At 61.1% G+C, this 23,371-nt stretch carries 26 protein-coding genes; 16 read left to right on the top strand and 10 right to left on the bottom strand.

The window, feature by feature from the left end; genetic code table 11:
- Window positions 1-252 precede the first annotated feature (252 nt).
- Window positions 253-1,077 (top strand): polyphosphate kinase 2, encoded by an 825-nt coding sequence (gene ppk2, locus JKA62_RS22750; RefSeq protein WP_011332914.1) that lies wholly within the window; start codon window positions 253-255, stop codon window positions 1,075-1,077.
- Between the two features lie 59 nt (window positions 1,078-1,136).
- On the opposite strand, the gene JKA62_RS22745 is transcribed toward ppk2, so the two are convergent.
- Window positions 1,137-1,328: a YegP family protein gene (locus tag JKA62_RS22745; RefSeq protein ID WP_011332915.1), complete on the bottom strand. Its 192-nt coding sequence runs from the start codon at window positions 1,326-1,328 to the stop codon at window positions 1,137-1,139.
- A 276-nt stretch (window positions 1,329-1,604) separates the two neighbouring features.
- On the opposite strand from JKA62_RS22745, the gene JKA62_RS22740 reads away from it, so the two are divergent.
- The 6 genes from JKA62_RS22740 to JKA62_RS22715 all read left to right on the top strand — a co-directional run bounded on the left by JKA62_RS22740 (window position 1,605) and on the right by JKA62_RS22715 (window position 7,186).
- A complete protein-coding gene (locus JKA62_RS22740) occupies window positions 1,605-2,573 on the top strand; it encodes a glycosyltransferase family 2 protein (RefSeq protein ID WP_041475168.1) in 969 nt (322 codons plus the stop codon).
- Between the two features lie 3 nt (window positions 2,574-2,576).
- Window positions 2,577-3,287 (top strand): class I SAM-dependent methyltransferase, encoded by a 711-nt coding sequence (locus JKA62_RS22735; RefSeq protein WP_011332917.1) that lies wholly within the window; start codon window positions 2,577-2,579, stop codon window positions 3,285-3,287.
- Window positions 3,288-3,307: 20 nt separating this feature from the next.
- Window positions 3,308-3,670 (top strand): GtrA family protein, encoded by a 363-nt coding sequence (locus JKA62_RS22730; RefSeq protein WP_011332918.1) that lies wholly within the window; start codon window positions 3,308-3,310, stop codon window positions 3,668-3,670.
- Window positions 3,667-5,763 (top strand): DUF6311 domain-containing protein, encoded by a 2,097-nt coding sequence (locus JKA62_RS22725; RefSeq protein ID WP_011332919.1) that lies wholly within the window; start codon window positions 3,667-3,669, stop codon window positions 5,761-5,763. Before JKA62_RS22730 ends, JKA62_RS22725 begins: the two co-directional genes overlap by 4 nt.
- Before the next feature lie 73 nt (window positions 5,764-5,836).
- Window positions 5,837-6,763, top strand: coding sequence for a LysR family transcriptional regulator (locus JKA62_RS22720; RefSeq protein WP_011332920.1), 927 nt, complete (start codon window positions 5,837-5,839; stop codon window positions 6,761-6,763).
- A gap of 57 nt (window positions 6,764-6,820) precedes the next feature.
- Window positions 6,821-7,186 (top strand): 5-carboxymethyl-2-hydroxymuconate Delta-isomerase, encoded by a 366-nt coding sequence (locus JKA62_RS22715; RefSeq protein ID WP_011332921.1) that lies wholly within the window; start codon window positions 6,821-6,823, stop codon window positions 7,184-7,186.
- A gap of 3 nt (window positions 7,187-7,189) precedes the next feature.
- On the opposite strand, the gene JKA62_RS22710 is transcribed toward JKA62_RS22715, so the two are convergent.
- Entirely contained in the window at window positions 7,190-8,125 is a 936-nt protein-coding gene (locus JKA62_RS22710; protein WP_011332922.1) for a LysR family transcriptional regulator, read from the bottom strand.
- A gap of 198 nt (window positions 8,126-8,323) precedes the next feature.
- On the bottom strand, window positions 8,324-9,508 hold the full coding sequence (locus tag JKA62_RS22705) for a cyanate transporter (RefSeq protein WP_201819577.1): 1,185 nt from the start codon (window positions 9,506-9,508) through the stop codon (window positions 8,324-8,326).
- Between the two features lie 297 nt (window positions 9,509-9,805).
- Between JKA62_RS22705 and JKA62_RS22700 the strand changes: the two genes are divergently transcribed.
- The 4 genes from JKA62_RS22700 to JKA62_RS22685 all read left to right on the top strand — a co-directional run bounded on the left by JKA62_RS22700 (window position 9,806) and on the right by JKA62_RS22685 (window position 14,048).
- A complete protein-coding gene (locus JKA62_RS22700) occupies window positions 9,806-11,455 on the top strand; it encodes a phosphoethanolamine transferase (protein WP_201819574.1) in 1,650 nt (549 codons plus the stop codon).
- A gap of 130 nt (window positions 11,456-11,585) precedes the next feature.
- The gene (gene rnd / locus JKA62_RS22695; protein WP_007958043.1) at window positions 11,586-12,719 is read left to right on the top strand and encodes a ribonuclease D; all 1,134 of its coding nucleotides are present in this window, start codon (window positions 11,586-11,588) and stop codon (window positions 12,717-12,719) included.
- Window positions 12,716-13,009: a YcgL domain-containing protein gene (locus JKA62_RS22690; RefSeq protein WP_007958052.1), complete on the top strand. Its 294-nt coding sequence runs from the start codon at window positions 12,716-12,718 to the stop codon at window positions 13,007-13,009. Before rnd ends, JKA62_RS22690 begins: the two co-directional genes overlap by 4 nt.
- A 106-nt stretch (window positions 13,010-13,115) precedes the next feature.
- A complete protein-coding gene (locus tag JKA62_RS22685) occupies window positions 13,116-14,048 on the top strand; it encodes a D-2-hydroxyacid dehydrogenase (RefSeq protein ID WP_011332925.1) in 933 nt (310 codons plus the stop codon).
- 116 nt (window positions 14,049-14,164) lie between these two features.
- Here the strand turns inward: JKA62_RS22685 and JKA62_RS22680 are convergent, their stop codons facing one another.
- The gene (locus JKA62_RS22680) at window positions 14,165-14,758 is read right to left on the bottom strand and encodes a nitroreductase family protein (protein WP_011332926.1); all 594 of its coding nucleotides are present in this window, start codon (window positions 14,756-14,758) and stop codon (window positions 14,165-14,167) included.
- Between the two features lie 279 nt (window positions 14,759-15,037).
- Between JKA62_RS22680 and JKA62_RS22675 the strand changes: the two genes are divergently transcribed.
- Window positions 15,038-15,487 (top strand): YcgN family cysteine cluster protein, encoded by a 450-nt coding sequence (locus tag JKA62_RS22675; protein WP_007958058.1) that lies wholly within the window; start codon window positions 15,038-15,040, stop codon window positions 15,485-15,487.
- 20 nt (window positions 15,488-15,507) lie between these two features.
- The gene (locus JKA62_RS22670; protein ID WP_201819571.1) at window positions 15,508-16,737 is read left to right on the top strand and encodes a hypothetical protein; all 1,230 of its coding nucleotides are present in this window, start codon (window positions 15,508-15,510) and stop codon (window positions 16,735-16,737) included.
- A gap of 3 nt (window positions 16,738-16,740) precedes the next feature.
- On the opposite strand, the gene JKA62_RS22665 is transcribed toward JKA62_RS22670, so the two are convergent.
- The 4 genes from JKA62_RS22665 to JKA62_RS22650 form a co-directional block, all read right to left on the bottom strand.
- Window positions 16,741-17,118 carry a YgaP family membrane protein gene (locus JKA62_RS22665; RefSeq protein ID WP_011332928.1) on the bottom strand — a complete coding sequence of 126 codons (378 nt, stop codon included), beginning with the start codon at window positions 17,116-17,118 and terminating at the stop codon, window positions 16,741-16,743.
- Window positions 17,119-17,199: 81 nt separating this feature from the next.
- Window positions 17,200-17,670 (bottom strand): RNA methyltransferase, encoded by a 471-nt coding sequence (locus tag JKA62_RS22660; RefSeq protein WP_007958066.1) that lies wholly within the window; start codon window positions 17,668-17,670, stop codon window positions 17,200-17,202.
- Window positions 17,671-17,866: 196 nt separating this feature from the next.
- Window positions 17,867-18,238 carry a YajD family HNH nuclease gene (locus JKA62_RS22655; protein WP_007944009.1) on the bottom strand — a complete coding sequence of 124 codons (372 nt, stop codon included), beginning with the start codon at window positions 18,236-18,238 and terminating at the stop codon, window positions 17,867-17,869.
- A gap of 48 nt (window positions 18,239-18,286) precedes the next feature.
- Entirely contained in the window at window positions 18,287-18,973 is a 687-nt protein-coding gene (locus JKA62_RS22650) for a spermidine synthase (RefSeq protein WP_201819569.1), read from the bottom strand.
- Window positions 18,974-19,052: 79 nt separating this feature from the next.
- Here JKA62_RS22650 and JKA62_RS22645 point away from each other — a divergent pair, with 79 nt between their 5' ends.
- Entirely contained in the window at window positions 19,053-19,337 is a 285-nt protein-coding gene (locus JKA62_RS22645; protein WP_039772629.1) for a hypothetical protein, read from the top strand.
- On the opposite strand, the gene JKA62_RS22640 is transcribed toward JKA62_RS22645, so the two are convergent.
- Together JKA62_RS22640 and JKA62_RS22635 are read right to left on the bottom strand one after the other, a co-directional pair.
- Window positions 19,334-19,807, bottom strand: a complete 474-nt coding sequence (locus JKA62_RS22640; protein ID WP_007956482.1) for a cyclic nucleotide-binding domain-containing protein — start codon at window positions 19,805-19,807, stop codon at window positions 19,334-19,336. The two genes, JKA62_RS22645 and JKA62_RS22640, sit on opposite strands and share 4 nt — an antisense overlap.
- Window positions 19,808-19,915: 108 nt before the next feature.
- Window positions 19,916-21,970, bottom strand: a complete 2,055-nt coding sequence (locus JKA62_RS22635; RefSeq protein WP_011332931.1) for a S9 family peptidase — start codon at window positions 21,968-21,970, stop codon at window positions 19,916-19,918.
- Between the two features lie 99 nt (window positions 21,971-22,069).
- Between JKA62_RS22635 and JKA62_RS22630 the strand changes: the two genes are divergently transcribed.
- Together JKA62_RS22630 and JKA62_RS22625 are read left to right on the top strand one after the other, a co-directional pair.
- Complete coding sequence (locus JKA62_RS22630) at window positions 22,070-22,570, top strand: hypothetical protein (RefSeq protein WP_011332932.1); 501 nt, start codon at window positions 22,070-22,072, stop codon at window positions 22,568-22,570.
- 16 nt (window positions 22,571-22,586) lie between these two features.
- Window positions 22,587-23,363: a class II glutamine amidotransferase gene (locus JKA62_RS22625; protein ID WP_201819566.1), complete on the top strand. Its 777-nt coding sequence runs from the start codon at window positions 22,587-22,589 to the stop codon at window positions 23,361-23,363.
- Window positions 23,364-23,371: the final 8 nt, after the last annotated feature.

Below are 23,371 nucleotides of genomic sequence, written 5' to 3'. Positions count from 1 at the left end.
CTTCCCCACATCCAAATGGCAGGTTTGCATCCAGCGAGACATCCACGGCCAACATCGGACGCTGCGCCGTGAAGGAGGATGGTTGGCGATTGGCGTTCCGTCAAAAACTGCACAGGCTTTTTCGAAATAAGCACGTTGTCTGTGACTTACTGCACGTTTCCTTGCGTTTTGCGATAAATGACTAAACTTTCCGGTTCCAGGTCATGCATTGCCAACGAGCCTGGCTGTCGTTCCAACCCGAGAGGTCTGGTCATGGCAAAGGGAAAGAAGAAAGACTCGCCCCGAGAAAAAACTGACGAACATACAAAACTGTCGAACAAGAACTACCTTGCCGAGCTGCGCCGCCTGCATATCGAACTGGTGAAAATGCAGGAATGGGTCAAGGCCGAAGGCATCAAGATCTGCATCATCTTCGAAGGCCGTGACGGTGCGGGCAAGGGCGGCACGATCAAGGCGCTGACCGAGCGGGTCAGCCCGCGGGTGTTTCGCGTCATCGCGTTACCGGCGCCGACCGATCGCGAGAAGAGCCAGATGTACATGCAGCGCTACTTGCCACATTTGCCGGCGGCCGGCGAAGTGGTGATCTTCGATCGCAGTTGGTACAACCGTGCCGGCGTCGAGCGGGTGATGGGTTTTTGCACGGACAAGGAGGTCGACAAGTTCCTCAAAGCCGTGCCGCTGGTGGAGCGCGCAGTTGTCGGTTCGGGGGTGATCCTGCTCAAGTACTGGCTGAATGTCAGTCAGGAAGAACAGACCCGGCGCCTGGAGGCGCGCATTGTCGACGGGCGCAAGATCTGGAAGCTGTCGCCGATGGACCTCAAGTCCTACAGCCGCTGGTATGACTACTCCCGGGCGCGGGACGACATGATCGAAGCGACCGACACCGATTACGCACCGTGGCTGGTGGCCAACTCGAACGACAAGCGCAGGGCGCGGCTCAATATCATCTCCGACCTGCTCAGTCGCATCCCCTATAAAGAGGTGCCGCGAGAGAAGGTGACATTGCCCAAGCGGCAGAAACCGGGGGGATACAAAGAGTCGGATTATCCCTTCAGGCACATTCCCGAAAGATTCTGAAGCAACTTCAGAAGTCGCCGGAGCTGCCAACTCAGGCAGCCCGGCGTCCTGGACAGTCCTCAGATCTCCTTGACCGGGGTCTCTCCCTGCACACTCTTGATCAACTCGATCACATGCAGACAATCCGCCTTGTTCACATACGATTCGCCACTGGCGACCGTCTCGTGGTTGCCCGCGCGTAGCCGCCAGCGCCATTGGCCCTTGCCGGTGCTCGGGGTGCCTTTGGATTGCCTGTAAATCTCGAAATACATTCAGTTCGCTCCATGCGATTTATGTGCGACAGCCTGTGTGACGCCTCGACGCAAGCCTAGCGGAGCGAGGGTGTTTGGCTATCGGGGATTTGTTTCCAATCGTTCGTGAATGTTTCTGGAAGGCGCGGGCCAGAGCGCAGGGATCGTCCTCCGGATTGGCCGGAACGCCCTCGTTTCACCCTTGCATGACGTTCCGGGCTGCTGCTTAATACGGAGCGGCTCATGGCGTCGAACAGCGTTCGGCGACCGACAATCACTATAAGAAAGAGCAGTCCATTGACCCATCCGCACGGAACGCAACACGCGGGCCCGGTGAAGTTGTCGCTGGTGATCCCCGTATTCAATGAAGAGGACAGCCTCGACGGTTTTCTCCTGCGCATTCGTCAGGTTTTCGAGCAAGAGACGCTGGTCGAACTGGAACTGGTGTTCGTCAATGACGGCAGTTCCGATACAACGCTGGAGCGCTTGCTGAACTGCCAGCAGAGCGACTCGCGCATCCGTATCGTCGATCTGAGCCGCAATTTCGGCAAGGAAGCGGCGCTGTCCGCCGGTTTGCAGACGGCCACCGGGCAAATCGTGGTGCCGATCGATGTCGATCTGCAGGATCCGCCCGAGGTCATCCTGCAAATGATCGAGCGCTGGCGCGAAGGGTTTGAAGTGGTGCTTGGCCACCGCATCAGTCGGCGCAACGACTCCTGGGCCAAGCAGACTTCCGCCGGTTGGTTCTATCGCCTGCACAACAAAATTGCCGAACAGGCATTACCGGAAAACGTCGGTGATTTCCGGCTGATGGATCGCTGCGTGGTCGACGCGCTGCTGACACTGCCCGAATCCCGACGCTTCATGAAAGGCCTGTTCGCCTGGGTCGGATTTCGCACCACCCAGGTCGAGTACGAACGCCCGGAGCGGGCGGCGGGGCAGAGCAAGTTCAATGGCTGGCGGCTGTGGAATTTCGCCCTGGAGGGCATCACCAGTTTCAGCACCGAACCGTTGCGGATCTGGACGTATCTGGGAGCGCTGGTCTCTCTGGTGTCGTTCGCCTTTGCGATGTTCATTGTGGTGCGCACGCTGATCCATGGCGTCGACATGCCCGGTTACGCCTCGCTGATGGTTGCCGTGACGTTTCTCGGCGGTTTGCAGTTGATTGGCATCGGTGTGCTCGGCGAGTATCTGGGCCGCACTTATATCGAAGCGAAGCGCCGGCCGGTTTTCCTGGTGCGCCGCATCTACGAATCCAAGGACTGACAGATGGATCTCAAGGAAACCGACATCCTCGGCGACAGCATCGGCGAACATTGGTATTACTGCTCCAAAGCGGCCGCGACCCGTCGTTTGCTGGGTGAAGCGCCGATCCAACGAATTCTCGACGTCGGCGCCGGTTCAGGATTTTTCTCCCATCATTTGTTGACCCACACGGCGGCGCGCGAAGCGTGGTGCGTGGACATCAGCTACCCGGCCGATTCGAGCGCCATCACTGCTGGCAAACCGGTGCATTACCGCCGGTCCATCGACACCGTGGACGCTGATCTGGTGTTGCTGATGGATGTACTGGAACACGTCGAAGACGACCTCGGCCTGCTCAAATCGTACGTCGACAAGGTACCGTCCGGCAGTCGCTTTCTGATGACCGTGCCGGCGTTCCAGTTCATGTGGAGCGGGCACGATGATTTTCTCGAACACAAACGTCGCTACACCCTGGGGCAATTCGAGGCTCTGGCGGGTGACGCCGGATTGACGGTGGAGCGGGGCGCCTATTACTTCGCAGCGGTCTTCCCGCTTGCGCTGGCGTCGCGCCTGTTACCCGGCGGCGCTCGAGAGGCGGCCCCGCGTTCACAGCTGAAAAAACATCATCCGTTGGTCAATACACTGCTCAAAACCCTGTGCAGTCTTGAGTTGCCGTTGATGGGCATCAACCGTGTGGGCGGTCTGAGTGTGTTCGTGCTGGCGCGCAAGCCGTGACGATACCCCGGAGATCCGCTTTGATTCAGCGCGGCCTGCGCTTCGCCGTAACCGGCCTGTTCGTCACGGCGCTGCATGCTTTGGTGGCGGTGCTGTTCATCAACTTCGTCAGTCCCCAGCCGCCGTTGGCCAACGGCGTGGCTTTTGCCGTGGCGACGGTGGTGTCCTATGTGATCAACACCACCTGGAGCTTTTCTGCGCGCCTGCACGGCAAGACCCTGCTGCGCTTTCTGATGGTTTCGGCGGGCGGCTTTCTGTTGGCGATGTTCGTGGCCTGGGCGGCGCAGATGGCCGGGCTGCATTATCTGGCGGGTATCGGTGCGGTGGCGCTGACGATTCCGGCGTTCACGTTCGTACTGCATAACTTCTGGACGTATCGATGAAGGATTCACGCGAGCAGCCGGCTCTATTTCTATTGCCCTTGTTATTGGGTGTTCTGGTGTTTTTTCTGGTGGTCGGGCCGCAGGCGCTGAACCCCCAGAACATCGCCTGGCTGGAGCAGGGCGATCCGGCGACGCATTATCTGGGCTGGGCATTTTTCCGGCATGCGCCGTGGACATTTCCTCTCGGGCTCAACCCGTACTATGGGTTGGAGCTGGGCAGTGCGATCATTTTTTCCGACTCCAATCCACTGCTGGCGCTGTTGTTCAAACCGTTCAGTGCCTGGTTGCCGGACACCTTCCAGTATTTCGGGTTGTGGCTGCTGGCATGCTGTGTCCTGCAAGCCTGGTTTGGCTGGAAGCTGATTGGGCTGATGACGGCCAATCCCTTGATTCGACTGCTGGGTGCCGGTCTGCTGGTGTTCTCGCCAGTGATGTTCCTGCGCATGGGCGGGCACCTTTCTCTGGCAGGTCATTTTCTGATCCTGGCGGCGCTATACCTTGCGCTGCTGCCGAACCTGCGCCGGCGCCGTTTCGCATGGGGAGTCTTGCTGGCGGTGGCGGCATGGGTGCACGCCTACCTGCTGGCCATGGTTGCGCTGATCTGGGTGGCGGATCTGCTGGGCAAGACTTTCAATCAGTCTTTGAGTCGGCGTCAGGGGTTGATCGAGGGCGGTACGCTTTTCGCTCTGGTGAGCGTGTGTTGCTGGCAGGCCGGTTATTTCAGCATTGCCGATGGTGCGGCCTCCGGTGGATTTGGTCTGTACCGGATGAATCTGCTGTCGCCTGTCGACCCGGCCGGCTGGTCATTGATCCTGCCCGATCTGCCGAAGGGGAGTGGGGACTACGAAGGTTTCAACTACCTTGGTCTGGGCGTTCTCTTGTTGATGCCGCTGGCGTTGATCGCCTGGTTTCGAAATCGCCAACCCTTGCGGGATCAGGTGCGCGAACGTCCATGGCTGTTGATGGCGATGTTCGGTTTATGGCTGTTCGCGCTGTCGAATCAGATCGGCATCGGGGCGTGGAACTTCGGTTATCCGCTGCCGAAAAGTCTTGTCGCGCTGGCCAATATCTTTCGTGCCTCGGGCCGGATGTTCTGGCCGGTTCTGTACGTCTGCATCCTGGCTGCGATTTTTCTGGTGGTGCGCGGTTATCGACCGCGTATCGCCATCGGTCTGCTCGCGGTGGCGCTGCTGATCCAGGTCGCCGATAGCCGCAACGGCTGGATGGGGCTGCGGCAGGGAAAATGGGTGGCGCCTTCGTCGGTCTGGGCCAGCCCGATGACGGATCCTTTCTGGGCAAGTGCCGCTGCGCGTTATGCCAATGTCCGCAGCCTGATGCCACAGAATCAAGGTGAGCGCTGGCAGATGATCGCCGGTTTCGCAGCGACTCACGGGATGAAAACCGATGCGGTCTATCTGGGACGCATGAGCACTTCGGCGCTGGCGCGGGCACAGCAGAAAGCACGCGCGATGCTCGATTCGGGGCAATACGACGCGGACTCTTTGTACCTGCTGGACGACGATGCGCTGGTCGATGCCGCCAGAACCATCAACAGTGAAACTGATCTGCTGACGCGCGTGGATGGGGTCGCGGTGCTGGCGCCGGGCTGGAAACGCTGTGTGCAGTGTCTGTCCGTGGAGGATGAGGGGCGGCGGATGTCACTGATTCCGCTCACTCGCCCGGGGCAAGCGCTGACTTTCAATTATCGAAACCGACAACTGGCCAGCGGCTGGTCGACGCCGGAAAGTTGGGGGACGTGGACGGAAGGGCAACAGGCGAAGATCGAATTGCGGGTGTTGCCGCCGGCGCGTTCGATCGTGATCGACGCATTGGCATTCATCCAGCCCCGGCACCCCGGCCAGCGGGTGATCGTCAGTCTGAACGGCCAGCAGGTACTGGATACCCGTTTGACGCAGTTTCAAGATAATCGCCTGGAAATCCCGATCAGCGCCCAGCTCAGCCAGCGCCTCGGGAACGATGACCGGCTCGATATCGAATTGCAGCTGCCGGATGCCGTCAGCCCGCGGCAACTGGGTATTAACGACGATTCGCGGATCATGGGCCTGGGGCTGAAGACGTTGACGGTGCAATGACGCAGCGTTTCGATGGACGCCGGCCCCGCGGCCTTTCTACACTGCCCGCAATCTGGGGATCGGGGGGCAATGGATGAACCGCAATGAACTACGCAAGGCCGACATCAACCTGATGGTGGTGTTCGAGACCTTGATGCTCGAACGCAACGTGACCCGGGCCGCCGAGAAACTGTTTCTCGGCCAGCCGACCATCAGTTCGGCGCTCAACCGTCTGCGCACCATGCTTAACGATCCGTTGTTCATCCGCGTCGGCCATCGCATGGAGCCGACCGCCCGCGCCGAAGACATTTATCGCCACCTGAAACCCGCGCTCGACTCGCTGTCGGTGGCGCTCAGTCTGACCCGCGATTTCGACCCCGCTGTCAGCACCATGACCTTCCGAATCGGTCTGTCGGATGACGTCGAATTCGGCCTGCTGCCACCGCTGTTGCGCGCCTTGCGCCAGGAAGCGCCGAGCGTGGTGTTTGTGGTGCAGCACGTCGATTACTGGCGGATTCCCGACCTGTTGGCCGCCGGCGACATCACCGTCGGCATCAGCCAGACCCGTGGTCTGCCGGCCAATGCCAAGCGCAAATTGTTGCGACACATTCAGCCGAGCATCCTGCGCGCCGACAAGTCCGACACGCCGCTGACCCTCGATGAATATTGCGCCCGCCCGCACGTGCTGGTTTCCCACACCGCCAATGTCAGTGGCTACGCCGATGAGTGGCTGGCGGACATCGGTCGCACCCGTCAGGTGGTGCTGTCGGTGCCGCAGTACAGTTCGTTGCCGGCGCTGCTGGCCGGCACCGATCTGATTGCCAGCCTGCCGGACTACACCGCCGACGCCATGGCCGCTTCCGGACTGCTGTTCAAGGAGCCGTTCCCGTTCAAGACTCCGACCCTCGATCTGTCGATGGTCTGGCTCAGCCACGTTGACAGCGACCCGGGCGAGCGCTGGCTGCGTTCGCGGCTGGAGCAATTCATGAGTGAGCGGCCGGTGATGTCGTCGCTGGAGTGAGTCAGGCATTGCTGTGTTATATGTACGACCTTTCCGCCGAACCACTGGAGCACCGAGATGCCGCACCTGCACCTGGAATACACCGCCAACCTGCCGCAACTGAACGCCGATGTTGCGTTGATCCGGCTCAACAACACCCTGGTGGGTTCCGGTCAATTCGGGGCGGAATTCGATATCAAGAGCCGTGCGTTCAAAGTTGAAACCTTCAAGGTCGGCACCGCCATGAACGAGCGCGCCTTTGTCGCGGTCAGGCTGGCGCTGCTCAGCGGGCGTTCCCCGGAAATCAAGAAGCAACTGTCGCAGAGCCTGTTGGCGGTATTGCAGGAATTGTGCGAATGGCCGGCCGGGGTCGAGGTGCAGTTGAGTGTGGAACTGCTCGACATCGACCGCGAGTCCTACAGCAAAGTCGCCATCGGCGTGTAGGACTCAGGCCGCTTCCAGCTCCGCGCAGGTCTTGATGACCTGCTCGCGCAACCAGAGGTTGGCGCTGTCCTGATCGACGTTGTGGCTCCACTGCATGTCGAGGGTGAACCCCGGCAGACCGTTCGGCGCCTCGCAGTGATTGAACACCGCGTCGTTGGTCAGCAAACGCTGAATGCGCCGGGGCAGGGTCAGGATGAAATCGGTGCCGGTGATCATCTTCAACGCCGCGCTGTAACTGTTTGAACGGGCGACGATCTGGCGTTTCTGCGCCTGGCGCGCCAGCCAGCCGTCGACCATGTTGGTGGTCGACGTCCACGGTGTCGGGAACACATGCCGGCGTTCGGTGAAGGCTTGCAGGCTGAGGCGCGGCTCAAGCGGTGTGGCGCGTTTGTCGAAGACGCAGACCAGGTCATCTTCCAACAGCATGCGTGATTTCAGGTCGGCGTGACTGCGATGGAAGTTCGGACCGAAACAGATCACCAGATCGAGACTGCCGTCGCGCAACTCTTCGATCGGCACGTCGGTTTCGAACTTGTGCATGTTGACCATCACCGGTAAGTCATCGAAGTCGAAGCGTTTCAACATTCGCGGCAGGATCAGTTGTTCGAAGTATTCCGGGGCGCAGATGTTGAAGGTCACCGGTTGTGCCATCGGGTCGAAGGTCGGGGCGCCGGCGTGGCACAGGTTGATGCTTTCGAGGATTTTCTGCACATGGCCGTACATGCTGCTGGCCTTGTAGGTCGGGCGCATGCCCGTGCGGGTGTTGACGAACAACTCGTCCTCAAAACTGGTGCGCAGTTTTTTCAGGCAGTAACTGACGGTGGACTGGCTGACGAACAGCGCCTCCGACACATCGGTGACGCTGCTTTGCTCATACACGGCGACAAACACCATGAGATCCTGCATGTCGAGCTTTCTAAGCAAGTTACTGTTCAGCATCCGTTCTGTCTCGCTGTGCTCCTTGCGCCGAATCCGCGCAAACGTGTGCGCATGATCGTAACGGAACGATGGTGCCAGGACAAAGCCCTGTAGGACTTTTCACGGTCAGTTGTGGGACAGAAAGTTTTAGTAACACGACGTACACAATCAAACCCGGAAAAGGTGGCCAGAAGCCTTTATCCAGACGGCTCGGCCAGATTAGTCCATGTGTTGCGCGTAATGCCGTGGGTTGAAGCGCAGCACCATCAGCAACATAAGCACCATCACTGCCGTCAGTGACCACCAGGCCCACTCGAAGCTGCCCAGTCGATCGCGAACCACCCCGGCCATGAGCGGCGACAGCCCGGCAATCAGGTAACCGATACCTTGTACGAACGCGGTCAGCCCGCCGGCACGTTGTGGTTCGTCGAGGTGATCGAGGGACACGATCAGGCTCATCGGGAACAACCCGCCGATGCCGAGTCCGAGCAGGCAGGGCCACAACAGGCTCAGGTGCTGCGGGCAGAGGATCAGCCCCAGGAACCCGGTGATGATCAGGCCGAGCAGTGCCCCAAGCACCAGACGTCGGTCACGGCTGCGATTGGCGATGGCCGGCACCACCAGCCCGGAAATCACCTCCATGGCCGTCAGAAAACCCAGCATCAGGCCGGCGTTTTGTTCGTTCCAGCCCTTTTCCACGTAGTACGGCGCCAGCCAGGCGAGCACGCAGGTGTAGGACGCGGTGCCCAGACCGAAGAAGATCGCGAGCAACCAGGCGCGGGAATTCGTGAAGAAAGATTCTTTTCTGACGACGGTCCGGATGGTGTCAGGTGACGTGGCGCGGGTTGTCCACCACACAGGAATGGCGAGCAGTGCCAAAACCGCCCAGACCGCCAGACCTGCCCGCCAATTGCCGGTCTCCACCATCACCCACGGTGCGAACGATGCGGCCAGCGCCGCGCCGCCCATGATCGAAGTGACGTAAAGCCCCATGCACAGCGCCACGTTGTCGGGAAACCGCGATTTGATCAGCGCTGGCATCAAGGCCTGGATCAGTGCAATGCCGATCCCGGCCAGCACGGCGCTGGCGATCAATCCGCCCGCCGAGTCGAGAAACAACCGTGACAGCGTCGCCAAGCCAATGATCAGCAACGACAGCAGTACCGTGCGCTGTTCACCGAGGCGCCGACTGACCTCCATGCCGAAAAACATCGCCAGCCCCATCGCCATCACCGGCAGCAGGGTCAGCAATGCCGCGAGACTGAAACTCAGCGCCATATCGCCGCGAATGGCCGAGAGCAAGGGCCCGACCGCCGCCATCGACGGGCGCAGGTTGAGGGCGACCAGGATGATGCCGAGTATCAGCCAGACAGCGGGGCGGGCAGTGGCGCGTACGTTTTCCATCGTCAGACCTTTGAACCAGGGGCGGTCGATTAGGCGGGCAGGCGAGCGGGGTGGCAAATCAGAAAGTCGGGAGCGGTATCGAGAAATTCGATACGGTCCCTCGTCGCCAGCGACTGAACCACAGCTGAACCATTCTCAAATACTTCAAAAGTTTCATGGTTATTTCATGGGCCAACTAATCGTTGGCTTCTTTTTCACAAAAAATTGATGGTTGCGTGCTTAAAGTTTGTGCGGTCTGAGTCAATGAAATTTTCACAATTGACGACGGCACTTCTATCAAGGAAATCGCCCCTCGCCATGCTCAAGTTAAAAGCCGTGCGCCCGGAATGGGTGACGTTGTTTGCCAGCGCCTTTCTTTTGGCCGGATTCAATTTCGTTCTCTGGCAGCACCTGTTCGATATCACCGCTGCGGACGGCAAGGGCATTGCCCTGCGTATTGCGTTCGGGGTGATGATCTTCGCGGCGTATAACATCGTGCTGACGTTGCTGGCGTTTCGACCCGTGTTGAAGCCGGTGTTGACGTTGTTGTTTATGGTCAGTGCCGGCGTGGATTATTTCATGAGCCAATACGGGGTCATGATCGATGCCGGCATGTTTCGCAACTTTGCCGAAACCAATGCCACGGAAGTTCGCGACCTGCTGTCTTTGAAGTTGCTCGCTTATATCTTTTTTCTGGGTGTCTTGCCGTCCTGGTTGTTGTGGAAAGTTCCAGTCAACTATCGCCGTTGGCATCGCGAATTATTAAGTAAAGTTGTGGTAAGTGTCGCGTCGGTCGCGGTCATTGGCGGCGTGGCGCTGGCCAATTATCAAGGATTGTCGTCGCTGTTTCGCAATCACCACGAAATTCGCTTGATGCTGGTGCCGAGCAACTACATTGGCGCCTCGGCCGGTTATCTGCGTGAGCAGGTGGCCTCGGTGCATCAACCGTTCGTCACAATCGGCGAAGATGCCCAGCGCAACGCCGCCGTGCAGAACCATCCGCGCAAATCCCTGACGGTGCTGGTGGTGGGGGAGAGTGCCCGGGCGGAAAACTTCGGCATCCTTGGTTATGGCCGCGACACCACACCGAAACTGGACAAGGAAGCCGGCCTGATCGCTTTCACCGACGTGCATTCCTGCGGCACGGAAACCGCCGTGTCGGTGCCGTGCATGTTCTCCAACATGGGCCGCAAGAATTACGACGCCAGCAAGGCAAAGAATGAGGAAGGGTTGCTGGACGTGCTTAAACGGGCCGGGATCGACGTGATCTGGCGCGACAACCAGTCGGGCTGCAAAGGCACCTGCGATCGCGTCACCCTGCAGGATGTCAGCAATCTGAAAGACCCGGCGCTGTGCGCCAACAGCGAATGCCGCGACGAAATCCTGTTGCAGGGCCTGCAAAGCTTCATCGATCACCTGGACAAGGACACCGTGCTGGTCCTGCATCAGATGGGCAGCCACGGCCCGGAGTATTTCAAGCGTTATCCGAAGGAATACGAACACTTCACACCGGTGTGTGAGAGCAACGCACTGAACAATTGCAGCCGCGAGAGCATCGTCAACGGTTACGACAATACGCTGGTGTACACCGACCATGTGCTGTCGAGCCTGATCGATGTGCTGCGCAGCAATCAGGACAAGGTCGATACCGCCATGCTGTACCTGTCCGACCACGGCGAGTCGTTGGGTGAGTACAACCTGTTCCTCCACGGCACGCCGTACATGCTGGCGCCGGAGCAGCAGAAACACGTGGCGATGCTGGCCTGGTTCTCCGACAGCTATCAGAAGTCCTACTCGGTCGACACTCATTGCCTGCAAATGAGCCGCGACAAGCCATTGAGTCAGGACAACCTGTTTCACTCGATGCTCGGTCTGCTGGAAGTCCAGAGCAAGGTCTACCAGCCGGATCTGGACATGTTTGCCGGCTGCCGGGGCGCGGTGATCGACGGGGTGTTGGCCAAGGACTGAGCCGGCAGACTCACTCTGTAAGACTATTCTTTCCCACAGGCAGGAGATTTCATCAAGCTCTTGCCCTGTAGAGGCGCGGAAAGCGCCGGTGGCGATATATACTGCGCGCCATTCTTGAAGGGAGAGCCGTGTGGCCATCGATATTCACTGGATTCGCGACAACGATAGCCTCGCGCAGTTTTGCGCCGAGTGGCAGCAGCTGCCGTTCGTTGCCCTCGACACCGAATTCATGCGGGTCGACACCTTCTATCCGATTGCCGGCCTGTTGCAGGTCGGCGACGGCAAACGCGCCTACCTGATCGACCCGCTGACCATCAACGCCTGGCAACCCTTGGCCGCGTTGCTGGAAAACCCGGCGGTGCTCAAAGTCCTGCACGCCTGCAGCGAAGACCTCGAAGTCCTGCTGCGCCTGACCGGCAGCCTGCCGGCGCCGCTGTTTGACACCCAACTGGCCGCTGCCTACCTGAACCTCGGGTTCTCGATGGGTTATTCGCGTCTGGTGCAGGAAGTGCTGGGCATCGAACTGCCGAAGGGCGAAACCCGTTCCGACTGGTTGCAGCGTCCGTTGTCCGACACGCAAATCAGCTATGCCGCCGAAGACGCCGTGCATCTGGCGGAGGTTTTCGTACAACTGCGTCCGAAACTGTCCGACGACAAATTCGCCTGGGTGCTGGAGGACGGCGCCGAACTGGTCGCCAACCTGCGCCGCGAGACCGATCCGTACGAGGTGTATCGCGAGGCCAAACTGGCCTGGAAGCTGTCTCGCGCCCAACTGGCTGTGCTGCGCGAATTGTGCGCCTGGCGTGAGCGCGAGGCCCGCGCCCGCGACCTGCCGCGCAATCGCATCGTGCGTGAACACTCGCTGTGGCCGCTGGCCCGGACCCAACCGGACAACCTCAGCGCGCTGGGCAAGATCGAAGACATGCACCCGCGTACCGTGCGTCAGGACGGCGAGTTTCTGCTTGATCTGATCAAGCGCTCTGGCAGTGTGGGGCCTGATCAATGGCCGCCAGCCGTGCCGGAGCCGTTGCCGATCGAAGCCGCCGCGCTGATCAAACAGCTGCGGGCGCTCGGTCAGGCCGAAGCCGAACGTCTGGGCATCGCGCCGGAACTGATGCTGCGCAAGAAAACCCTCGAAGCGCTGGTCAAAAGCGGCTTCCCCGAGGGCCCTTACCAATTGCCTGATTCGCTGCGTGGCTGGCGCCGCGAATTGATGGGCCAGAAGCTGCTCGACAGCCTGGCCACCGCCGGAGAACAGCCTTGAAACGTATTTGTTCCATTTATCAAAGTTCGAAGAAAAGCGGCATGTACCTGTACGTGCTCAAGAGCGATGCGCTGGAGCGCGTGCCGGAAGGCCTGATGGCGGCGTTCGGCAAGGCGAAGCATTCCTTCGATCTGGTACTGACTCCCGAGCGCAAGCTGGCCAGCGAAGACATCGCCGTGGTCTTGGAAAACCTCGAAAAGCAGGGCTATCACCTGCAAATGCCACCGGCCGAGGAAGAGTACATCGAGCACTTGCCCGAAGAGTTGCTGCGACGCAACGACCCCGTCTGATCCGCGAGGCCCTGTCCTGGGCCTCTGGTAACCCCTGGAACGGTTTTTACGGCGACGGCTGCCACGAAGTGGACGGCCGCCTGCACGGTTTGCGAAAGGTTTGAAGATGCGCGTTCTGATTGCTGAACACGACCACGCGATATACGCCCGACTGCTGCGTCAGGCGGCCCCGGAGCTTGAAGTACTGACCAGCGGCGACTCCGCCGAACTGGCCCGCCAGGCCGTCGATTGCCCGGTGTGGCTGGGCCAGCCGGATCTGCTGGCGACCCTTTTGCGTCAGGGTCATCAGCCCCAATGGCTGCAATCGACCTGGGCCGGGATCACGCCGCTGCTGGCCGACGGCCTGCGCCGGGATTACCGCCTGACCCGGGCGGTCGGCATTTTCGGCCAGGTCATGGCTGAATACGTGCTGACCTACATGCTCGGCCACGAACGCGAAGTACTGGCGCGGCTGGTCAGCCAGGTCGAGCGCAAGTGGGACAACCGCACCGGCCAGAGTCTGGTCGGGCGCAAGGTGCTGATCGTCGGCACCGGTGACATCGGCCAGAGCGTGGCGCAGTTCCTGCTGCCGTTCGGCGTCGAGTTGTACGGCATCGCCAGCAGCGCTCGCGAGCAGGCGCCGTTTGTCGAAGTCGGTTCGATGGCGGACTTGCCGCGTCTGGTGGGCGAGGCGGATTACGTGGTCAACCTGCTGCCCAACACCGAGCACACCCACGACATTTACGATGCGGCGCTGTTCAAGCAATTCAAGCCGACCGGGTTGTTCATCAACGCCGGACGCGGTGTCGCAGTGGTCGATGCGGATCTGGTCGAAGCGTTGAAGGAAGGTCATCTGGCGGGCGCGGTGATCGACGTCTGCCGTCAGGAACCGTTGCCGCAACGGCATCCGTTCTGGACTGCATGGGGCTTGTTGCTGACCGGGCACAGCTCGGCGCCGACCTCGCCGCCGATGATGGTGCAGTTGTTTCTGGATAACGTGCGGGCGTATCAGGCGGGCGAAGCGTTGCGCGGGGAAGTGGATTTCGCACGCGGTTACTGACTAGAGATCGTTCCCACGCTCTGCGTGGGAATGCAGCCCGTGACGCTCCGCGTCACTGGACGCGGAGCGTCCCTTGAGGCATTCCCACGCAGAGCGTGGGAACGATCAAACGGGGCTTAGAGGGTGAAATCGCCTTCAGCCGCCAGTTCGCTCAGCGGACGACGCGGGCTCGGCGTTTCCCGTGCTTGCAGGTAATCCGCCAGGGTTGCCTTGTCACCCAGCTTGCCCACCGCTACGGCGGCATGCAGCGCATAACCTTCTGGAATGTTCAGCTCCTTGCGGGTCAGCTCCTGATCGAAGCCGGCCATGCCGTGGGTGTGCCAGCCGCTCAGGCTCGCTTGCAGCGCCAGATGGCCCCAGGCGGAACCTGTGTCGAAGGTGTGCCACAGCGCCGGCGTTTCCTCGGTCGCGCCCGGTGCGGTGAAGGTGGTTTTCGAAATCACGATCACCAGCGCCGACGCGTGCTGCGCCCAGCTGCGGTTGAATTCATTGAGCAGGCCCAGGTAACGCTCCCAGTTCGGCGTGTCGCGACGGGCGTAGAGAAAACGCCACGGCTGCGAGTTGTACGCCGACGGCGCCCAGCGTGCGGCTTCGAAGAAGCTCAGCAGGGTTTCTTCCGGGATCGCTTCGCCGGTGAAGGCGCGGGGCGACCAGCGATCAGTGAACTGCGGGTGAATGGCGTATTCGGCAACGCGAGGGTTGGCACTCATCGAAAGATTCCTTGCTACGTTTGAGGACAGGTTGGAAGCGAAACCCGGCGGGATCAGTTGGGCTGAACGATGGGGTTGTGGCGCAAGCCTGCAGATCACCGGATGCAACGCGGTCGAGCGTTTATGGCATCCGGCAAAGGCCTGGTGTGACCGGCAAAGCTACTTGGCCGCGCAAAAACTGACAAGCCCCGCACAACCGGCAGTCGCCAGCGCTTGGATCACGGGGCCTTGGGCACTAGACTGGCGGCCTTTTCACCACCTGATGTTGATGCTTGAGCCATGGCCGCCAAAGTCGAACCGTTCTGGATACGCAAAACCCTCGATCAACTCGATCATGAGGAATGGGAATCGCTGTGCGACGGTTGCGGCCTGTGCTGCCTGCAGAAGCTCGAGGATGAAGAGGACAACAGCGTCTATTACACGCGTATAGCCTGCAAACTGCTGGACCTGAAAACCTGCCAGTGCAGCGATTACCCGAACCGCATGAAGTTTGTCCCGGACTGCATCCAGCTCACCCCGGGCCAGGCCGAAGAGTTCAAATGGCTGCCGCCGACCTGCGGTTATCGTTTGGTCAGCGAAGGCAAGGATCTGCCGCTGTGGCATCACCTGGTCTGCGGTGATCGCGACGCGGTGCACCACGAACGGATTTCCCAGTCCGGGCGCATGCTCGCCGAAGGCAGCGTGCCGGAAGACGACTGGGAAGATCACCTGATTTTCCGCGCAGGTTAACGATTGACCCAGGAGCAGGTATGGCGACGGGATTGCGCCGGGCGCTGATCGTCACGCTGCTGGCGCTGAGTGCGCCGGTGTGGGCGGCGAAGAAAGTCGATCTGGATTATCAGGTACGCCTGCTGCCGCAGAGCGATCAGGCCGAAGTGCGCCTGACCCTTGCCAAGGGCGAAGCGGTGCGCAGCCTGGATTTTGATCTTGGCGATGGCAGCCACTACAGCGACTTCAAGGCCGACGGCCAGTGGCAACTGACACCGGGCAAACCGGCGCGCGGGGTGTGGCGCCCGACGGCGGACAAGGCCAGCCTGACCTATCGCGTGCGCATCAGCCACGGCCGCAAGAACGGCAGCTTCGACACGCGCATGACCCCGACCTGGGCGTTGATGCGCGGCGATGAACTGGTGCCGCCGGCCAGGCTTGATCAGCAGGACGGTATCGAACTGGTCGCGCGCCTGCACTTCGAATTGCCCGACGGCTGGAAAAGCGTCGAAACCGCCTGGCCGCGCATCGGCAAGAACAAATTCCGTATCGACAATCCGTCACGCCTGTTCGACCGCCCGACCGGCTGGATGCTCGCCGGCCACCTCGGCAGTCGCCGCACCCGACTGGGGGAAACCGAAGTCACCGTGGCGTCGCCGCAAGGTCAGGGCATGCGCCGTATGGATGTGCTGACGCTGCTGACGTTTGTCTGGCCGCAGGTGCAGGCGGTGTTTCCCCGCCATCCGAGCAAACTGCTGATCGTCGGCGCCAATGACCCGATGTGGCGCGGCAGTCTGGCGGCGCGGGAGTCGATCTACCTCAACACGCGGTTGCCGCTGGTCAGCGAAAGCGGCAGCAGCGCCCTGGTGCGCGAGCTGGCGCAGGTGTTCGGGCGGATCAACGACGAGCAGCGCAGCGACTGGATCAGCGAAGGGTTTGCCGAGTATTACGCCATCGAACTGGTGCGCCGTGCCGGCGGCATGAGTGACGAGCGTTATCAGAGCTTGCAGGCGAAACTTGCGAAGGACAGTCAGAAAGTCACGACCCTGCGCGGCGAGCAGATCAGCCCGGCGCAGCTGTCGAAAGCGGTGCTGTTGTTGCAGGAGCTGGACGGCGAGATTCGCCTGAAGACCCGAAACAAGCGGTCGTTGGATGACGTGCTGCGCGGGGCGATGCACTTGGGGACTGTCGATACAAAAGAATTTGTGCAACTCGCCGAAAGCATTCTCGGCGAGTCGTCCAAAGTCCTTGATACCGGGTTGGTCCGGTAGCGGTCAGCCCCCGGCTTTCGGCGATTTCACCGAGTCATTGCCGGTCACGGTGGCAGTGTTGGTCGCCGCCTCGGCATTGGCCTTGAGCTTGCTCAGTTCTTCACCGGCCCGCTCGATCTTCGCCCGCACGTTGTTCATGTCCTGACGGCTTTTCTCCAGCAGGCTTTTCACCGAACTGTGACCGGTAATGCCGCGGGCCATGGCCACGCCGCCAATCGCCACCTGAATCAGCCCGAATACCCCGCCACGGCGCAGGCCCTTGCCGACCATGATCACGCCGCCGGCCAGCGAGCCGATGCGCTCCCAGCCTTCGACGTTCTGCTCAGGACGGCTCTGGAACGGGGTGGATTCGATACGCTCGACGCGTTTGAGCTCGGTCATGATCTTTCTCCAGGCAATGAGTAATGGATAAACAAGCTGACTGCGCAGGCGGTCAGCTCGTTCCATCGGATGTGCGGCGTTTCAGCGGAATTTCGGTCCGGAGCGGGTATTCAGGCCTTTGGCCATGCGGTCGTAGAGCACAACGTTGACCGTGGCGGCGAGGTTCATGCAGCCGGTGGTCGGGATGTACACGACGTCTTCGCACCAGTCGCGGATCTCCTGATCCAGCGAGCCGTCTTCGGGGCCGAAGATGTACAGGGCGCGATCCGGGTGGGTGTATTCCGGCAGCGGGCGGGCGCCATCGACCAGTTCCACGGCGACCGGGACGCAATTGAGCGGCAGGATCTTTTTCAGGTCGTCGATGCCGATCAGCGGGATGTCGTAGTGCACGCGCTTGGTGTCGGTGACGAAGTCGGCGGCGCGTTCATAGCGCTTGCCGGTATAGAACACGGTCGACACGCCGTAGCAGCCTGCGGCGCGCATCACCGAACCGACGTTTTCCGGTGATTTGGGGTTATACAAACCAATGCAGCTGTACCGTTTGTCTGCCACGAGCGGGGTGCCTTCGGGAAAAAGAGGGCGATTATACGGGGATTGGGGGAGGGCGGGCAGATTCAGGATCTGCGGTGCTGATCGTTCCCACGCTCTGCGTGGGAATGCCTCAATGGACGCTCTGCGTCCGCTTTGGGACGCGGAGCGTCCCGGGCTGCATTCCCACGCGGAGCGTGGGAACGATCGGAGTGGTGGCTCAGTCTTCTTTTTTCATCAGCCCGGCCAGGGCAGCAAACGGGTTGTGCGTAGCCTTGGCGATTTTCGGCGTGCTCAGCGAGCCTTCGCCGAAGTACTGCTGGTCGGTGTAGCGCGAGTGTTCGTTGTCGTGGCAGTACAGACACAGCAGTTCCCAGTTGGAACCGTCCTGCGGGTTGTTGTCGTGGTTGTGGTCGCGGTGGTGCACGGTCAGCTCGCTCAGGCGCTTGCCGGAAAACTCACGGGCGCATCGGCCGCACACGTGCGGGTACATCTTCAGGGCCTTGTCGCGGTAGCCCATTTCCTTGTCGCGCTGGTTGTCGGCGAGGATGCGATCCAGCTTCGAAGTGTTGGTCGGGGTGGACGAACTCATGGGTTCACCTTTTCAGAAGACTAATGACGGTTATGGGGCAAGTTTAGCTCAGCCCTTGAGCTTCTCGGCAATCCAGATCGTGTGGCGCGTGCCCTTGTTGCCGTGGGCGAAGACCTGGACTTCCTCGGCCTTGAAACCGGCCTTCTTCAATTTGTCGGAAAACTGCCGGTCGGCGCTGGCCGACCACACCGCGAGCACGCCTTTGGGCCGCATGGCCTTGGCGCACGCGGCAAGACCGGCGGTGGAATACAGCCAACTGTTGGCCTTCTGGGTCAGGCCTTCGGGGCCGTTGTCGACGTCGAGCATGATCGCGTCGAAGCCGTTCGGCTCGCTTTGCAGCACCTTGGCCACGTCTTCCTGACGGATCACCGTGCGCGGGTCGAGCAACGGACGTCCGGACTTTTCACCGAGCGGGCCACGGTTCCACTCGACCACCCCGGGCACCAGTTCGGCGACCACTACTTCAGCACTCTTGCCCAGATGCTTGAGCGCCGAGGCGAGGGTGAAGCCCATGCCCAGACCGCCGATCAGTACCCGCGAATTCGGCCGGCCGGCGACCTTGCGGCACGGGATCTCTGCCAGCGCGTCTTCGGAGCCGTGCATGCGGGTGTTCATCAATTGGCCGCCGTCGCCGCCCTGGATCTTGATGACGAAATCCTCGCCATACTCGAACAGGCACAGGGCGCCGCCGTTGTCAGGGATCGGCGTGGTGTCGAGCAGAACGAAACGTTTCATGGAAATCTCTACAGGGGGGAAGGCAAGCCGGCGCGTTGGGAGTAGCCTGAAGGCAGACTTCAGGCCAACGGAGCCCTTGATGAAGCGCACCATTCTAACGGTCATTACCCTGGCCGCGCTCTCGATAACTGCCGTACAGGCGCAACAGACGATTCCCGTCAGTCCGACACCGCAACCGGGTTCGCCCGGTACGGCGACGCCAACCCCGTATCCGCAGATCAGCCCGGTGCCGATTCCCAAGGCCGGCCCCGGCAGTGGCGGCCCGCCGCTGGTGCCGATCGAAATGCCCAGCCCGCCGACCAAGGATCAGCCATTGCCGGGCCTGGAACAGAACGACAGCAAACCCAAATCCCCGGGAGGCTAGATCTGCTGGGCGGCGAGCTGGCCGTCGGCCATGCGCAGGCGTTTGGAGAGGGAGACGGCGAGGGCGCGGATGATCTTGGCGGCGATCTTCGGCGCGTCGTTGAGCATTTTTTCCAGCGAATCCTTGCCGAGGTTGAGCAACTGACAGTTGCTCGCCGCCACGCAGGTCGCCGAGCGGCGTTCGCCGTCGAGTACGGCCATTTCGCCGAACGCCCGGCCGCTGCGCAGGGTGGCCATGGTCACGACCTGACCGTCGCCGCCGGTTTTCTGCACGGCCACCTGGCCGGTGTGGATGATGCACATGAAACTGCCGGCATCGCCTTCGCGAAAGATCGCTTCGCCTTCAGCCACGGTACTGATGCTGAAGTAGCCCGAAGCGGCGGCAAAATCCGCCAGCTGCAATTGATCGAACAGGCCGCAGTCCATCAGCCAGTCGCGAATTTCGTTGTTCAGTAGGGTTGGTTCTGACATGGCATGCAATCTTTTTGTTGTGTCGGGTGGCAGGCTCGCCACCGGGGGCCGATCTGCTTATCGGCTCCCGGTGCCCGGAATTAAGACCTGACTGACCGGCGGAGTTCCTCAGACAATGCCCAGAACCTTGAAAACAAATGCATATTCGAGCGCTACGTCACGTAATCCCTGATAACGCCCGCTCATGCCACCGTGGCCGGCGCCCAGTTCAGTCTTGAGCAGCAGCGGATTGTCATCGGTCTTGGTCGCGCGCAATTTCGCCACCCACTTGGCCGCTTCCCAATACTGCACGCGGCTGTCGTTGTAGCCGGCGATCACCAACGTTGCGGGATAGGCCTGCGCGGTGACGTTTTCGTACGGCGCGTAGGCTTTGATCCGCTCGTAGACCTCCGGCTCTTCGGGATTGCCCCACTCGTCGTATTCAGTGACGGTCAGCGGCAGGTCCGGGTCGAGCATGGTGTTGAGCACGTCGACGAACGGCACTTCGGCAATCGCCACACCAAACAGATCCGGACGCTGGTTGAGCACCGCACCGATCAGCAAACCACCAGCGCTGCCGCCACTGATCGCCAGCTGTGGCGCGGTGGTGATGCCGTTGAGGATCAGGAATTCGGCGCAGGCAATGAAGTCGCTGAACGTGTTGTGCTTGTGCTCCTGCTTGCCGGCGCGGTACCAGGCTTCGCCCAGTTCACCGCCGCCGCGCACGTGGGCGATGGCGAACGCCATGCCGCGATCCAGCAGACTCAGGCGGGCGTGGGAGAACCACGGGTCGAGGCTTGAGCCGTAGGCGCCGTAACCGTACAGGTACAGCGGCACCGCTTTGCCGACCATTTCCCGTTTCATCACCAGACTGATCGGCACCTGGGTGCCGTCCGGCGCGGTCGCCCACAGGCGCTGGCTGACGTAGGCGTCGGCGTCGAACGGGCCGAGCACCGGGGTTTCCTTGAGCACAGTCTGCTCGCCGGTGGCGAGGATCAGTTGCCGAACCTGAGCCGGACGATTCAGCGCTTCATAGCGCAGGCGAATGCGGTCACTTTCGAATTCCAGGCTGTTTTGCACGTAGAGGCTGTAGGCCGCGTCCGGTAGTTGCACGCGATAAGGCGCCAGACCGTGTGGGCGAACTTCGATGATCGGCAGACCACCTTCGCGCAGGCTCAGGGTCAGGGCTTCGGCGTTGAGGGTCACGCCATCGAGCATCACCGAATCGCTATGCGGGATCAGGTTCTGCCAGTCGGCTTCGCTGGGTGCGATGCCGGTGTCCGGCGCCTGATACAGGGCGAAGTTGATGCCGTCGCGGTTGGTGCGGATGAACCAGGTCCATTCGCCATCGAGCTTGCCGTGATCGACGTCGTACTCGTGATCCTCGACCCGTGGCGCCAGGCAAGTGAATGGCTGCTGCGGCTGATTGGCATCCAGCGCCCAGACTTCGCTGGTGGTCTTGCTGCCCAGGGACAACAGCAATTGCTGCTCGGAGCTGGCGCGGTAGCAATGCAGGAAGAAACGCCCGTCCGGCTCGTGGAACACCTCTTCGGCGGCGGTGCCGTCCAGGCGGTAGCGGAACAGTTTGTGCGGGCGGTGGGTGTCGTCGAGCACGCCGAAGAACAGCGTGAGGCTGTCGTTGGCCCAGGTCATGCTGCCGTCGCAGTCCTGGAATTCCAGTTCGCTGACGCGCTCGCTGGACAATTCCTTCACGAACAGCGTGTAAATCTCGTCCCCCGAGGCATCGACGCTGTAGGCCAGACGCTGGTGATCCGGGCTGATGCTGAACGCGCCCAGGGAGAAAAAGCCGCCATTGGCCAGGGCGTTCGGGTCGAGCAGCAATTGTTCGCGGCTTTCGTCGAGGGTCAGGCTGTCGTCGGCCGGACGCGGGCAGCGGTAGTGGCGGGCGTATTCGTCACCCGCTGTGGTGCGGGTGTAATACAGGTACGGGCCCCATGGCGATGGCAGCGACAGGTCGGTTTCGAGGATCCGGCCCTTGATCTCTTCGAACAGGGTTTCACGCAGTTCGGCCTGATCGGCGGTCTGCGCCTGCTGATAGTCGTTTTCAGCCTTGAGGTAGTCGAGCACCGCGTCGGTGTCGCGTTCCTGCAGCCAGGCGTACGGGTCGTGACCGGCGGCCTTGTGGGCAATCGGGGCGCTGATGACGTTGGCGGATACGGGCATGGAAAGCTCTCGGACATGACAAATAAGGGCCGCACGGACGGCGGGGAAGCCTGACGTGCGAAAAGTCGTTACTATAAGCGCCTATTTGCCTGCCTTGCCATGGACACCATGACCGAGAACGACTATCTGATCGCCTGGGGCCTTTACGCCTTTGCCGCCGTGGGCTGCCTGCTGGTGTGGATGCGCATGACCCGCTGGATGTGGCGCTGGCTGCGCGAGCCGCTGCGTGTATTGATGGTGGTGCTGCTGTTCAGCCCGACCATCATTGATCCGGTGAAGGAAAAATTCGCCCCGGCTATCGCCATCACCGCGCTGGATCTAGCGTTCAAGGTTGGCAACAACGCCTGGCGCGCCATTTCCGAACTGCTCATGTATGCCATGATCGCGTTCGGCCTGTACCTGATTTTCGTGCTGATCCGTTTCCCGATCGAGCGCGCTTCGAACGCTCGCAAGGAACAGGCCGAAGCGGCTCGCGCAGCCGCCCGTGCCGAAGACGAGCGTGACGCCGATCAACCGTTCGGCGGCGCTGGCGATGACCGCTACGGTCGCCCGCCGGTACCGAGCAATCCGCAGCGCATGCGGGTCGAGCCGCGCCTGTAATCACGAGAGTCCGCACATGTGTGAATTACTGGGCATGAGTGCCAACGTGCCGACCGACATCGTGTTCAGCTTCACCGGGTTGATGCAGCGCGGCGGTCGCACCGGGCCACACCGCGACGGCTGGGGCATTGCCTTCTACGAAGGGCGCGGCTTGCGCCTGTTCCAGGACCCGGCGGCCAGCAGCGAGTCGGAAGTCGCCAATCTGGTGCAGCGTTATCCGATCAAGAGCGAAGTGGTCATCGGTCATATCCGTCAGGCCAACGTCGGCAAGGTCTGCCTGTCCAACACCCACCCGTTCGTCCGCGAACTGTGGGGGCGCAACTGGTGCTTCGCGCACAACGGCCAGCTCGCCGATTTCACCCCGATCAAGAGTTTTTACCGCCCGGTCGGCGATACCGACAGCGAATCGGCGTTCTGCGATTTGCTCAACCGCGTACGTGCAGCGTTTCCGGAACCGGTCGATATAGAAGTGCTGCTGCCGGATCTGGTCGCGGCCTGCGCCGAATATCGCAGCAAGGGCGTGTTCAACTGCCTGCTGAGCGACGGCGACTGGCTGTTCTGCTATTGCTCGACCAAACTGGCGCAGATCACCCGTCGTGCACCGTTTGGCCCGGCGCGGCTCAAGGACGTCGATGTGATCGTCGATTTCCAGGCCGAAACCACGCCCAACGACGTGGTGACGGTGATTGCCACTGAACCCTTGACCGAAAACGAAACCTGGACCCGCTACGAACCGGGCCAATGGAGCCTGTGGCGACGCGGCGAATGCGTAAGCCAAGGCACGACCGAATAAGGATTGCA

This window comes from Pseudomonas sp. B7 (assembly GCF_016735645.1).
In the GTDB taxonomy this organism is placed as follows: Bacteria; Pseudomonadota; Gammaproteobacteria; order Pseudomonadales; family Pseudomonadaceae; genus Aquipseudomonas; species Aquipseudomonas glycinae.
This window is presented reverse-complemented; position numbering and strand designations above follow the sequence as displayed.